The organism is Stenotrophomonas sp. KH_036_B (genome assembly GCF_057839485.1).
Genome location: NZ_CM174491.1, coordinates 3,510,271 through 3,523,369, shown reverse-complemented (window position 1 = coordinate 3,523,369; position 13,099 = coordinate 3,510,271). Strand labels below are relative to the sequence as shown.

At 68.6% G+C, this 13,099-nt stretch carries 12 protein-coding genes; 6 read left to right on the top strand and 6 right to left on the bottom strand.

Annotated features, from left to right (window positions below; genetic code table 11):
• Positions 1–80: 80 nt before the first annotated feature.
• The 6 genes from AC3ITN_RS15625 to rph form a co-directional block, all read right to left on the bottom strand.
• Positions 81–428 carry a PilZ domain-containing protein gene (locus tag AC3ITN_RS15625; RefSeq protein WP_313345849.1) on the bottom strand — a complete coding sequence of 116 codons (348 nt, stop codon included), beginning with the start codon at positions 426–428 and terminating at the stop codon, positions 81–83.
• Positions 425–2,974, bottom strand: coding sequence for a DUF1631 family protein (locus AC3ITN_RS15620; protein WP_489391100.1), 2,550 nt, complete (start codon positions 2,972–2,974; stop codon positions 425–427). Before AC3ITN_RS15620 ends, AC3ITN_RS15625 begins: the two co-directional genes overlap by 4 nt.
• Before the next feature lie 94 nt (positions 2,975–3,068).
• Positions 3,069–4,223: a radical SAM family heme chaperone HemW gene (gene hemW / locus AC3ITN_RS15615; RefSeq protein WP_313345969.1), complete on the bottom strand. Its 1,155-nt coding sequence runs from the start codon at positions 4,221–4,223 to the stop codon at positions 3,069–3,071.
• Between the two features lie 106 nt (positions 4,224–4,329).
• Positions 4,330–4,923, bottom strand: a complete 594-nt coding sequence (gene rdgB / locus AC3ITN_RS15610; protein ID WP_489391099.1) for an RdgB/HAM1 family non-canonical purine NTP pyrophosphatase — start codon at positions 4,921–4,923, stop codon at positions 4,330–4,332.
• Positions 4,920–5,309 (bottom strand): VOC family protein, encoded by a 390-nt coding sequence (locus tag AC3ITN_RS15605; protein WP_489391098.1) that lies wholly within the window; start codon positions 5,307–5,309, stop codon positions 4,920–4,922. The genes rdgB and AC3ITN_RS15605 overlap by 4 nt, the downstream gene beginning before the upstream one ends.
• Positions 5,306–6,034 carry a ribonuclease PH gene (gene rph / locus AC3ITN_RS15600; RefSeq protein WP_313345857.1) on the bottom strand — a complete coding sequence of 243 codons (729 nt, stop codon included), beginning with the start codon at positions 6,032–6,034 and terminating at the stop codon, positions 5,306–5,308. Before rph ends, AC3ITN_RS15605 begins: the two co-directional genes overlap by 4 nt.
• A 121-nt stretch (positions 6,035–6,155) precedes the next feature.
• Between rph and AC3ITN_RS15595 the strand changes: the two genes are divergently transcribed.
• The 6 genes from AC3ITN_RS15595 (at position 6,156) to recG (ending at position 13,012) form a co-directional block, all read left to right on the top strand.
• Positions 6,156–7,016, top strand: a complete 861-nt coding sequence (locus AC3ITN_RS15595) for a YicC/YloC family endoribonuclease (protein WP_313345860.1) — start codon at positions 6,156–6,158, stop codon at positions 7,014–7,016.
• Positions 7,013–7,678, top strand: a complete 666-nt coding sequence (gene gmk / locus AC3ITN_RS15590; protein WP_489391097.1) for a guanylate kinase — start codon at positions 7,013–7,015, stop codon at positions 7,676–7,678. Before AC3ITN_RS15595 ends, gmk begins: the two co-directional genes overlap by 4 nt.
• A 112-nt stretch (positions 7,679–7,790) precedes the next feature.
• Complete coding sequence (gene rpoZ / locus AC3ITN_RS15585) at positions 7,791–8,090, top strand: DNA-directed RNA polymerase subunit omega (RefSeq protein WP_017357259.1); 300 nt, start codon at positions 7,791–7,793, stop codon at positions 8,088–8,090.
• A gap of 146 nt (positions 8,091–8,236) precedes the next feature.
• Positions 8,237–10,396, top strand: a complete 2,160-nt coding sequence (locus AC3ITN_RS15580; protein WP_313345865.1) for a RelA/SpoT family protein — start codon at positions 8,237–8,239, stop codon at positions 10,394–10,396.
• 109 nt (positions 10,397–10,505) lie between these two features.
• Positions 10,506–10,892, top strand: coding sequence for a RidA family protein (locus AC3ITN_RS15575; RefSeq protein WP_313345868.1), 387 nt, complete (start codon positions 10,506–10,508; stop codon positions 10,890–10,892).
• 8 nt (positions 10,893–10,900) lie between these two features.
• Positions 10,901–13,012, top strand: a complete 2,112-nt coding sequence (gene recG, locus AC3ITN_RS15570; RefSeq protein ID WP_489391096.1) for an ATP-dependent DNA helicase RecG — start codon at positions 10,901–10,903, stop codon at positions 13,010–13,012.
• Positions 13,013–13,099 lie beyond the last annotated feature (87 nt).

Below are 13,099 nucleotides of genomic sequence, written 5' to 3'. Positions count from 1 at the left end.
CGTGGACTCGTTCAACGGTGCGGATTGCAGCCCCTGATTCTGCCGCAATCGGCCCGCGCGCGCTGTGCCGGAACCGGCACTCAGACCGCCGATGATTCCTGCGCGATCCAGCTCCGCAGCTGTTCACGGTGCTCGCGCGCCAAGGTCAGGAAGCGGAAGCCCACCCAGGCCTGGCCCGGCGCGTGGGTCTGCTCGCACCACAGCAGGTGGGCACCCACGTCCAGCAGCAGTGGCTGACCTTGTGGGCCAGGAATGGCGAAGCGCAGCTGGTACAGCGCGTCCTCGTTCATCGGTACCGAGGCCAGCATCAACATGCCGGTCTCGGACACGTTGCCCAGCCGGCCAACCACCGCCTCGGCCATCATGTCGGTGACCGGCACCAGTTCGGCGACCTGGCGGCGTGGGGCGCGGCGGGTATCGGTGCTCATGGTGCGGCCTCCGCAGGGGTGCTGTTGCCCGCCAGTGATCGCAGGGTGCGCAGCGTGGCCTGCCAGGCGCGGTCGATCAGGCGGCTCTTGTCTTCACTGACGAGGCGCACCTGGCCGTGGGCCATGAGCCGCGCCAGCGCGTCCAGCGAATGCTCGCCGACCTTCTGCCCGCGCGGATTGACGAACAGCGCGTTGTCGGTGATCAGGCTGTACCAGGACAGGCGCTGGCGGCGCAGGTCGCCCTGCTGGTTGGTGGTGAATTCAAACCAGGTCCCGAACGGCAGGGTGCGCAGCTGGCGGTAGCAGTCTTCCTCGGCCGGCGTACGGGCCAGGGGCGCGACGCGACGGGTCTCGCCACCCTCGCTCTGTTCGCCCAGCCGGGTCCGCGCGCGGATGCGTGCGGTCAGCTCGGTGCGCGAACTGCTGTCGTCCTCCCCGCCCGGGGTGGACAGCCGGCGCGAGATCGCCGCGGCTTCGTCCTGGTGGTACCCCACCTGCAGCAGCGCCGCTTCGACCTGCTGGCCGAGTTCGGCATCGCTGTCGGCGCTGCCGGGCGGCTGGCAGGTGACGTCGGCGATGCGCGCGGTTTCCTGTTCGCGCAGGTGCCACTGCTCCGAGCCCTCGCCGTTGCGCAGCAGGGTCAGGGTCAGCACGTCCGACCAGGCCTGCTTCAGCAGCGACTGCACGAAACGCGGCGGTGCGGTCTGCGCGCACAGCTGTTCGATGCTGGCGCCGGCCTGCTGCTTGGCGGATTCCAGCCGTTCCTTGCCGCGCGCGGCTTCCACGTGCCGGCGCTCGGCCAGCTCGGCCTTGTGTGCCAAGGCGCGGAAGTGGTGTTGGATCTCGTCGTTGGCCGCTTCGAAGACCGCAGCGTCGCCCTCGTAGTCGCTGACCACCTTGTCGACGGCCCGGTCCAGCTTCTGCACCAGCTGCGGGTCGACGTCGTCCTCACCCAGCCAGTTGGCGCCGGCCTCGGCGACTGCATTGAGCAGCTCGCGTGCGGGGTGCTGGTCGCGGACGAAGAACGCCGGGTCCGACAACGCCGCGCGGGCGACCGGCACCTGCAGGCGCGTGAGCAGGTCGACGGCGGCCGCATCGGGCCGCACCTCGCGCTGGATCTGCCCGTACAGCATGTCGAGCAGGTCGAAGGTGTCGTTGTCCTTCACCGTCAGCGTCGCCTGCGGGCCGTGGTCGGCACGCATCTGGGCGAGCAACGCGTTGTGCAGGTCGGCCATGCTGCGGCGGACGGTGCCGGCGCTGGCCGACTGCGCTTGCAGCTTGGCCAGGGTGGCATGCAGGGTGGTGCTGGAGATCGCCACCGGGGCTGGCTGTTCCGCCGCCGCAGGCGTCGCGGACGGCGCGCTGTCCGTCCCGGTGCCGTGCTGCGCTGTCGCGGACGTGCCGCCGGACGCAACCGGTGCCGTGCCGGACGCGGCTGCTCCCGGGGCGCCGCCGGTTGTCTGGAGGGGCGCAAGGGCATTGGCGGCGCCTGCGCTGCCTGCGCCGCCCGTGCCGGCCTGGGCATGGCGTGCAGCGTCGAGCAGCTGGTGCAGCGCCGACAGCGCCGGCGCGTTCATGTCCGGGGTGGCACCCGTGTGCGCCGGCGCGGTGTCCGCGGCCGCGCCGCTCCCGACCGTGGCACCGCCCGATGCGGACGCAGGCGAGGAGGGCGGCGCCCCCATCGCCTCGCTGGTCATCGCCGCCCAGTTGCCGGCGCTGGCCGAACCACTCCAGCCCGTGAGCGGTCGGCCGCCGGTGCCCGGCTCGCGGGCAGGGCTGGTCGTACTGGCCCGATCGGCGCCCGGGCCGGTGACGATCCGTCGGGTCGTGGCCGAGCGTGCCAGGTAGGGGGTGTAGACCAGGCCGGGCAGGATGCCTTCATGCGCCAGCAGGATGTTGGCGCGTTCCAGCAGTTCGCTCAGCCGCTCGATCAACTGGCGGTCGAACACCCGGTACAGGGCCAGCTGGGCTTCCAGGCCGAGTCCGAACTGTTCACCCAGTTCGCGGGTGATGCGGCACATCACAACGGGCCCGAACGGCAGGTCCTCGACATCGAACTCGGGGCCCGCAGCGAGTACCCCGAAACGCTGGCCGAGCAGCTGCAGCGCGCTTGCGGAGCGTTGGGCCTCGCGGCGGGTGATGTCGGCCAGCACGATGTCGCGGTCGATGTCGGTATCGGTCACCAGGGTCAGCGTGGTCGCCAGCACCGGTGCGTTGGCGACCGGCAGGTGGCTCACGCGCGGTTCGCGCAGTCCGGCCAGGGCGGCGGCCAGTGCGTCCAGGAAGCGCACGGCAAACTGCGCGTTGACCTCCTGCAGGCGCCGGGTCTGGGCGAGGATATCGGCCTGGATCTGGCTGTTGCGCGCGCGCTCGGCGTCGCGGAACAGCTCGCGTTCGAGCTCGACAATGGTCAGCTTGAGCGGGTTGCCCAGGGTCTGCGCGGCCAATGCATGCAGCGTGGCCAGCAGGCGGCGCACGCGCGGCGGTGCGTTGACGCCGGCGAAGCGGGCCATGTCGGGCGGTGTTGAAGGTGCGGACGCAGACATCCGTTGTAGTTCCGGCTCCCCTGAGACCCCGGAATCTACCGTTTTCACACGATTCCCGGTAGTGCCGGCCGCTGGCCGGCCGCCCGGGCCAGACCTACGGCAGGAACAGCTCCACCACGTCATTGGTGAACCGACGCCCCAGCTCCGTGGGCTGCGCGTGTCCGCCTTCCAGGGTCATCCAGCCGCGTGCGATGGCCGTCTGCAACGGTGCGGCGATCTGCGCGCGGTCCAGCCCGGTGCGCGACTCGAAGTCCTTCAGCGCGAACCCTTCATGCAGGCGCAGCAGGTTGAGCATGTACTCGAACGGCAGCCGGTCCGCGCTGATCACATCATCGCCCCCGATCGCCGCCGCCGTGCCGGCGGTGTCCATGAACGTCTGCGGGTGCTTGTGCTTCCAGCGGCGCAGCACGTGCTGTTCGGCGCCGGAACTGATCTTGCCGTGCGCGCCGGCACCGATGCCCAGGTAGTCGCCGAAGCGCCAGTAATTCAGGTTGTGCTGGCTCTGCCGTCCGGGCCGCGCGTAGGCGCTGACTTCGTACTGCGCATACCCCGCCTCGGCCAGCAGACGCTGGCAATGCTCCTGCATGTCCCAGGCCGAGTCGTCGTCGGGAATGCCCTGGGGCGGCCGTGCGAAGAACACCGTGTTGGGCTCCAGCGTGAGCTGGTAGTGCGACAGGTGGGTGGGCTGCAGGGCGAACGCGCGCTCCAGGTCGTACTCGGCCTGCGCCAGCGTCTGCTCCGGCAACGCGTACATCAGGTCGATGTTGAAGTTGTCGTAACCGGCATCCTGGGCCAGCTTCACCGCGCGCTCGGCTTCGCCACTGTCGTGGATGCGGCCCAGCCGCTGCAGTGCCGCGTCGTTGAAGGTCTGGATGCCGAAGCTGATCCGGTTCACCCCGGCCGCACGGTAGCGGTCGAAACGGCCATGTTCGGCGGTGCCCGGGTTGGTTTCCAGGGTCACTTCCAGGTTCGGCGCGAAGCGCAGGCGTGCCGCGGCCGCCTGCAGGAAGCGGTCGATCGCCTCGGGCGGGAACAGGCTGGGCGTGCCGCCGCCGAAGAACACGCTGCTGACCACCCGTCCCCACACCAGCGGCAGGTCCTGGTCCAGGTCGCGGATCAGCGCATCGATGTAGGCCTCGAACGGCAGCTCGCCCTTGGCCGCATGCGAATTGAAATCGCAATACGGACACTTGCGCACGCACCAGGGCAGGTGCACGTACAGCGACAGCGGCGGGGTCACCAGCGACACACCATGGTCGTGGTCGCAGTGTTCGCCTGGGGGGCAATGGTCGTGTGCGGTGTTCACGGGTCGTGCCGGCCGCTGTCCGGCTTCCAGGAAAAGATCAGCATTCCAGTCACATCAGGGCCGGCAGCTTCTGCTTCAGCAACTGCAGTGCCTTGGCGCGGTGGCTCATGGCGTTCTTCAGGTCCGGTGCCATCTCGGCCGCGGTCTGCTGCAGCACCGGGTCGAGGAACAGCGGGTTGTAGCCGAAGCCGTGGCTGCCGCGCAGCGCATCCAGGATTTCGCCTTCCCAGGTGCCTTCACAGATCAGCGGTTGCGGATCCTCGGCATGGCGCAGCAGCACGATCACTGCATAGAAGCGCGCGGTACGGCGCTCGGGCGGCACGTCGCGCAATGCCTCCAGCAGCTTGGCGTTGTTGGCGGCGTCGTTGGTGGGGCTGCCGGCGTAGCGCGCGCTGTACAGGCCCGGCGCGCCGTCGAGCGCGTCCACGATCAGGCCCGAGTCGTCGGCCAGTGCCGGCAGGCCGGTACTGGCACTGGCGTGGCGGGCCTTGATCAGCGCGTTCTCGACGAAGGTCAGGCCGGTCTCCGGCACATCGCTCACGCCCAGGTCACCCTGCGCCACGATCTGCAGCGGCAGGCCGCCGAGCATGGCTTGAAGTTCCTTCAGCTTGCCAGCGTTGCCGCTGGCCAGGACCAGTTTCATGGCTTGGGCTCCAGCAGGTCCCACGTGTTGCCGTACAGGTCGCGGAACACCGCAACCGTCGCGTAGGGCTCTTCGCGCGGGGGTTCGAGGAACGCCACGCCGCGGGCGGTCATCGCGGCATGGTCGCGGTGGAAGTCATCGGTATGCAGGAAGAAGGCAACCCGCCCACCGGTCTGGTTGCCGATCCGACTGCGTTGTTCATCGTTGCTGGCGCGCGCCAGCAGCAGCGCGGCGGCGCTGCCGTCGGTCGGGCCGACCACCACCCAGCGCTTGCTGCCCTGGTCGATGTCCTCGATCAGGCTGAAACCGAGCATGCCGGTGTACCAGGCGATCGCCTCGTCGTACTCGGCGACCACCACGGTGGTCAGGGCAATGCGCCGGCTCACGACTGGGCCAGGGCAGCCTGCTGGGCCGCGAACAGGTCGGTGATGCCCTTTTCAGCCAGGGCCAGCAGCGCGTCCAGCTCGTCGCGGCGGAACGCGTGGCCTTCAGCGGTGCCCTGCAGTTCGATGAAGCCGCCGCCGTCGTTCATCACCACGTTCATGTCGGTATCGCAGTCGCTGTCCTCGGCGTAATCCAGGTCCAGCACCGGGGTGCCGCGGTAGATGCCGACCGACACCGCCGCGACCGCGCCGAAGATCGGGTTGCGCTTGATGTCGCCGCGCTTGAGCAGGAAGTTGACCGCATCCACCAGGGCCACGTAAGCGCCGGTGATGGCGGCGGTGCGGGTGCCGCCATCGGCCTGCAGCACATCGCAGTCCAGGGTGATGGTGCGCTCGCCCAGGGCGCCACGGTCCACGCAGGCACGCAGCGTGCGGCCGATCAGGCGCTGGATCTCCAGCGTGCGGCCGCCCTGCTTGCCACGGGCCGCTTCACGGTCGTTGCGGGTGTGGGTGGAGCGCGGCAGCATGCCGTATTCGGCCGTCACCCAGCCTTCGCCCTTGCCGCGCAGGAAGCCCGGCACGCGGTTCTCCACGCTGGCGGTGCACAGCACGCGGGTTTCACCGAAGCTGACCAGCACCGAGCCTTCGGCATGGCGGGTGAAGGCGCGTTCGATGCGCACTTCGCGCAACTGGTCGGCCTGGCGGCCGCTGGGACGGGGATCGGACATGGATGGCTTCCGGTATGACGGGGGATGCGGGACCGCGCCCGGACCGGTGACCGGCAGGCGAGGAGGCTCCAAAGGAACCGCTAGGGTACCATTTGCACTTTGAGAGCACCGGAAACCCCCCATGATTCGAAGCATGACCGCCTACGCCGGCGGCGAGCGCGCCACCCCGTGGGGCACGCTTGCCTGTGAGCTGCGCTCGGTCAACCACCGGTTCCTGGAGGTGGGCGTGCGCCTGCCCGAGGAGCTGCGTGCGCTGGAGCCGCAGCTGCGCGAACGTGTCGCGAACCGCTGCAGCCGCGGCAAGATCGATCTGGTCATGCGCCTGCGTGCGCCCGAGGTCACCGGCGCGCTGGTGGTCAACGACGCGCTGCTGGCCCAGCTCGGTGAGCTCGCCACCCGCCTGGCCTCGGGTTTCCCCAGCCTGCAGGTGAGCTTCACCGAACTGCTGCAGGTGCCGGGCGTGATGCAGGGCGAGGCGGTCGATGCCGCCGCGCTGCATGCCGAAGCGCTGGCGCTGCTCGATGCGGCCCTGGACGGCTTCGTCGCCGCGCGCGAACGCGAAGGCGACAAGCTGGCCACGGCGATCCAGGAAAGGGTCGACGGTGTCGAGCGCATCGCCGCCGAGGTCACCACGCTGATTCCGCTGATCCGCGAGGGCCAGCGCAGCAAGCTGGCCGCGCGCCTGGCCGATCTGCCGCATCCGGTCGACCCCGGTCGTGCCGAGCAGGAGCTGGTGATGTGGCTGCAGAAGCTGGACGTGGATGAGGAGCTGGACCGCCTGCGCAGCCACATCGTCGAGATCCGCCGGGTGTTCACGCAGCGCGAGCCGGTCGGCCGCCGCCTGGACTTCCTGCTGCAGGAGTTCAACCGCGAGGCCAACACGCTGGGCTCCAAGTCGGTGGACAGCCGTACGTCCAACGCGGCCGTCGAGCTCAAGGTGCTGATCGACCAGATCCGCGAACAGGTGCAGAACATCGAATGAGCAGCCAGCCCATCCAGAGCCCGGAAACGGCCCGCGGCACGCTGTACATCGTGGCCGCGCCCTCCGGGGCCGGCAAGAGCAGCATCGTCAACGCGACTCTCGCGCGCGATCCGCAGATCGCCTTGTCGATCTCGTTCACCTCGCGGGCGATGCGGCCGGGCGAGGTCAATGGTGAGCACTACCACTTCGTCAGCGCCCAGGAGTTCGAGCGGATGATCGCCGCCGGCGACTTCTTCGAGCATGCCTGGGTGCATGGGGACTGGAAGGGCACCGCGCGGCAGTCGGTGGAACCGCAGCTGGCCGCGGGCCAGGACGTGCTGCTGGAGATCGACTGGCAGGGTGCCCAGCAGGTGCGCCAGCTGGTGCCCGGCACGGTGACGGTGTTCATCCTGCCGCCGTCCAGGCAGGCCCTGCAGGACCGCATGCGCAAGCGCGGGCAGGACAGCGAGGCGGTGATCGCCCAGCGGCTGTCGGCGGCGCGCGAGGAGATGCTGCATTTCAACGACTTCGACTACGTCATCGTCAACGAGCTGTTCGAGACCGCCGTGGACGAGCTGTGCGCCATCTTCACGGCCAGCCGCCTGCGCCGGGAGGCCCAGAAGGTCCGCCACGCGGGCCTGATCCAGGCCTTGTTGACCCAGGATTCGGCGACAACTGACTGATTCATAAGGGGCGGGTAGCGGGTCGGCTTGATTTTGTCCAGCCCCCGCCGGTACAATCCGTCCCCTTTCCCTCATTCGATTGCGCAGCCCTTACCGGCTGCCGGGAGCCCGCATGGCCCGCATCACCGTAGAAGATTGTCTGGAAGTCGTGAACAACCGTTTCGAACTGGTCATGATGGCGTCCAAGCGCGCCCGTCAGCTGGCCAATGGCGTCCAGGCCACCCTGGACAACAGCGAAACCGACGACAAGCCGACCGTGCTGGCGCTGCGCGAAATTGCCGCCCGCAAGATCGACAACGCCCTGATCGACGAAGTCGAGAAGGCCGAGCGCGAGCGTGCCGAGCGTGAAGCGCTGGAGTGGGCTGCGGCGGAAGTCGTTGCCGACGAAGACATGTCCAAGAACGACGACTGATCGCTCACGCGATGGTTCGCTGGTATTCCAGACAGCCCGCCCTTGGCGGGCTGTCTGCGTTTCGTCTCGCGATTGACAACGCTTCTGCCCATCGCGCATGACGCAATAATTTGCCGATATCCCGTGGCTGGAATAGTCTTCCAGCCATGAACCCAGGCCCCTCTGCCAAGGTCGCCGCCTCGCCCGGCGCGGCTGTACCCGACTACGTCCTCCAGCTCGAACGCGCGGCACACTACCTGCCGCCCGATCAGTTGCCGCTGCTGCGCCGTGCCTGGGAAGTGGGTGCGTCGGCGCATGCCGGCCAGACCCGCAAGTCCGGTGAGCCTTACATCACCCACCCGGTGGCGGTGGCGCAGGTGCTGGCCGAACTGGGCCTGGACGTGGAAGCGCTGATCGCGGCCATCCTCCACGACACCATCGAAGACACCCCGCTGACCCGCGAGGAGCTGGCCGCCGAGTTCGGCGAAGCGGTGGCCGAGCTGGTCGACGGCGTCACCAAGCTGGACAAGCTGAAGTTCCGCGACCGCCAGGAAGCGGCCGCCGAGAGCTTCCGCAAGATGCTGCTGGCGATGTCGCGCGACCTGCGCGTGATCATGATCAAGCTCGCCGACCGCCTGCACAACATGCGCACGCTGGGCGCGCAGAGCCGCGAGGCGCGCGGCCGCATCGCCCGCGAAACGCTGGAAATCTACGCCCCGATCGCGCAGCGGCTGGGCATGAGCCTGGTCAAGAGCGAGCTGCAGAACCTGGGCTTCAAGGCCCTGTATCCGTGGCGCCACGCCATCCTGGAAAAGCACATCCGCAGCCAGCCGGTGGTACGCCGCGAGGCCATGGCGCAGGTGGAGGTGCAGCTCTCGCAGCGGCTGGCCAAGGAAGGTCTGGAGCACCGTCTGGTGAGTCGGATCAAGACCCCGTGGAGCATCTACAACAAGATGCGCGACGAGAACAAATCCTTCGACCAGGTCATGGACGTGTTCGGCTTCCGGCTGGTGGTGCGCAGCGTGCCCAACGCCTACCACGCGCTTGGCTCGGTGCACGCCACGTTCAAGCCGCTTGACGGGCGCTTCCGCGATTTCATCGCCATTCCCAAGGCCAACGGCTATCAGTCGCTGCACACGGTGCTGTTCGGGCCCTACGGCTCGCCGATCGAAGTACAGATCCGCACCGAGGAAATGGACCTGATCGCCGAGCGCGGCGTGGCCGCGCACTGGACCTACAAGTTCGGCGGCGACAGTCCCAACAGTGCGCAGAGCCGCGCGCATGCCTGGATCGTGGAGCTGATCGATTCGCAGCGGGCCGCCGGCTCGTCGCTGGAATTCCTTGACAACGTGAAGGTCGACCTGTTCCCGGACGAGGTGTACCTGTTCACCCCGAAGGGAAAGATCCTGGCGTTGCCGCGCAACTCCACCGCGCTGGATTTCGCCTACGCGGTGCATACCGACGTGGGCAACATGGCGGTCGCCTCACGCGTGGACAAGAAGCTGGTACCGCTGCGCACCAAGCTGGTCAGTGGCCAGACCGTGGAAGTGATCACCGCGCGTTCGGCCACGCCCAAGCCGCAGTGGCTGGAATTCGTGGTGAGCTCCAAGGCCCGCACCGCCATCCGCCACCAGCTCAAACAGCTGGAACACGAAGATGCCGTGCAGCTGGGCCATCGCATGCTGGACCGCGCGCTGGAAGCGATGGACAGTTCGCTGGAGCGCCTGCCCAAGGGCCGGTTGGATGCGTTCCTGGCCGAGCACCGCTATCCGCGCCTGGAAGCCCTGCTGGCCGAAGTGGCGCTGGGCAACTGGATGCCCAACCAGGCCGCGCAGGCGCTCATGGCCTATGCGGAGCTGCGCGGTGGCGCGCATTCCAAGCATTCTCAGGAGAAGATCCTGATCAATGGCAGCGAGCGCGGCGTGGTCAGCTTCGCCAACTGCTGCCAGCCGATTCCCGGTGACGACATCATGGGCTACCACACTGCCGGCAAGGGCATCGTGGTGCATCGCCTGGATTGCCCGAACCTGGCCGAGCTGCGCAAGTCGCCCGAGCGCTGGGTGCCGATCGGCTGGGACACCACCGTGTCCGGCGATTACGACACCTCGCTGGTGGTGGAAGTGGAGAACGGTACGGGCGTGCTGGCGCAGCTGGCCGCGGCGATCGCGCAGAGCCACTCCAACATCGAGCGGGTGGACTACCTGGACCGCGACTTCAATGCCGCCGTGCTCTGCTTCAACGTGCAGGTCCGCGACCGCAACCACCTGGCCGAAGTGATGCGGCGCCTGCGCCGGCTGTCGGTCGTGCAGTCGGTAAGGCGCCAATAGGCGCGTTGCCGACGGGGAGAGCCACGCCCTGCGTGGCTGGCCGCGCGAGGCGCGGCAATGATCGAAACCGATACAATGGCCACCATTGTTCGACATATCGAGGCACCCCATGTCCCGCCAGATCATCAACACCGAAAACGCCCCGGCCGCCATCGGTCCGTACTCGCAGGCCGTGCGCGCCGGCAACACCGTGTATTTCTCCGGCCAGATTCCGCTCGACCCGGCCACCGGCGACATCGTCGGTGCCGGTGACATCGAGGCGCAGGCACGTCGTGCCTTCGACAACCTCAAGGCCGTGGCCGAAGCCGCCGGCGGCTCGCTGGACAAGGTGGTCCGTCTGGGTCTGTACCTTACCGACCTGGCCGAATTCGCCAAGGTCAACGCGGTCATGCAGGACTACTTCCAGGCACCGTTCCCGGCCCGTTCCACCATCGAAGTCTCCGGTCTGCCGAAGGGTGCCAACTTCGAGGTTGACGCGGTGATGGTCATCGACTGACCTGCCACGTGGCGCGCAAGTCGGTCGCGACCCCGGCACTGGCGCCGGCCGGTGAAGCCACTTTGGCGATGCTGGCCGGGGTCGGCCCGGCCGTGGCCGGCAAGCTGCAGGCGCGGGGGCTGGTCACGCTGCAGGACCTCTGGCTGCACCTGCCGCTGCGCTATGAAGACCGCACCGCGCTGACCCGCATCCAGGACCTGCGCAACGGTGTGCCGGCCCAGATCGAAGGGCGCGTGGTGGCCGTCGAGCGCGGCATGCGCTACCGGCCGATACTCAAGGTGGCGGTGGAGGATGAAGGGCAGGGGACGTTGCTGCTGCGCTTCTTCCACTTCCGCCAGCAGCAGGTCGGGCAGTTCGCGGTCGGTACCCGGCTGCGCTGCTTCGGTACGCCCAAGCCGGGCCAGCTCGGGCTGGAAATCGTCCACCCCAGCTACCAGATCCTCGGCCGCACGGATGACCCGGCGCTGGGCGACAGCCTGGACCCGGTATACCCCACGGTGGAGGGCATGGGCCCGGCCACGATGCGCAAGCTGATCGGCCAGGCGCTGGACCGGTTGCCGGAAGAGAGCACGCTGGAACTTCTGCCGTCGGGCTGGCTCGACGGGCTGGCGCTGCCGTCGCTGCGCAGCGCGCTGCTGACCGTGCACCGGCCGCCGCCGGACGCCAACCTGGGCGCGTTGGCGGCCGGCATCCATCCGGCCCAGCGCCGGCTCGCGCTGGAAGAACTGCTGGCCCATCACCTGAGCCTGCGCCGTCAGCGCATCGCGTTGCAGGCGCACCACGCGCCGCCGCTGGCCGGGCCGGGGCGGCTGGCCAAGGCACTGCTCAAGCAGCTGCCGTTTGCCCTGACCGGCGCGCAGCAGCGCGTGTTCAAGCAGATCCGCGACGACCTCGCCCGGCCCAGTCCGATGCTGCGGCTGGTGCAGGGCGATGTCGGCTCGGGCAAGACCGTCGTTGCCGCGCTGGCGGCCATGCTGGCGGTGGAGCAGGGCAAGCAGGTGGCCCTGGCCGCACCAACCGAACTGCTGGCCGAACAGCATCTCAACAACCTGCGTGGCTGGCTGGAGCCGCTGGGCGTGCGCGTGGCTTGGCTGGCCGGCAAGGTCACCGGCAAGGCACGCACCAAGGTGCTCGAACAGGTGGCCAACGGCGACGCGCAGGTGGTGGTGGGTACCCATGCGCTGATGCAGGAAGCGGTGGTGTTCCAGGACCTGGCGCTGGCGATCGTCGACGAACAGCACCGCTTCGGCGTGCACCAGCGGCTGGCGCTGCGCGACAAGGGCGCTGGTGGGCGCAGCGTGCCGCACCAGATGGTGATGACCGCGACCCCGATCCCGCGCACGCTGGCGATGTCCGAATACGCCGACCTGGATGTGTCGGCCATCGATGAACTGCCGCCGGGCCGCACCCCGGTGCAGACGGTGGCGCTCAACAATGATCGTCGTCCCGAGCTGATCGAGCGCATCGCGCTGGCCTGTCGCGAGGGTCGCCAGGTGTACTGGGTGTGCACCCTGATCGAGGAGAGCGAGGAGCTCGACGCCACCCCGGCCCAGGCCACGTTCGAATCGCTGCAGGCGCTGCTGCCCGGCGTGCGCGTGGGGCTGGTGCATGGGCGGCTGAAGGCGAGCGAAAAGCTGGCCACCATGGTCGCGTTCAAGGCCGGCGACATCGACCTGCTGGTGGCCACCACGGTGATCGAAGTCGGCGTGGACGTGCCCAACGCCTCGCTGATGGTGATCGAGAACGCCGAGCGCCTCGGGCTGGCGCAGCTGCACCAGCTGCGCGGACGCGTCGGTCGCGGGTCGGCGGTGTCGCGCTGCGTGATGCTGTACCAGGCCCCGTTGTCGTCCATGGCGCGTGAGCGGTTGGAAACCATGCGCCAGACCAACGATGGCTTCGTGATTGCCGAGAAGGACCTGGAGCTGCGCGGCCCCGGTGAACTGCTGGGAACGCGGCAGACCGGGCTGGCCGGCTTCCGCATGGCCGACCTGGCGCGTGATGCCGACCTGCTGCCGGGGGTGCATGCGCTGGCCGAGCGCATGCTGGCCGATGCGCCGGAAGCAGCCGACAGCATCGTCCATAGATGGATTGGCAGCGCTGTTCGATACGCGGGCGCGTAGAGCCACGCCCTGCGTGGCCGCACCTGGACAGGGTCCGGATTTCTGATGCACTTCTTCGTTCTGGTCCAAACGTCGGCGAGTGGCCGT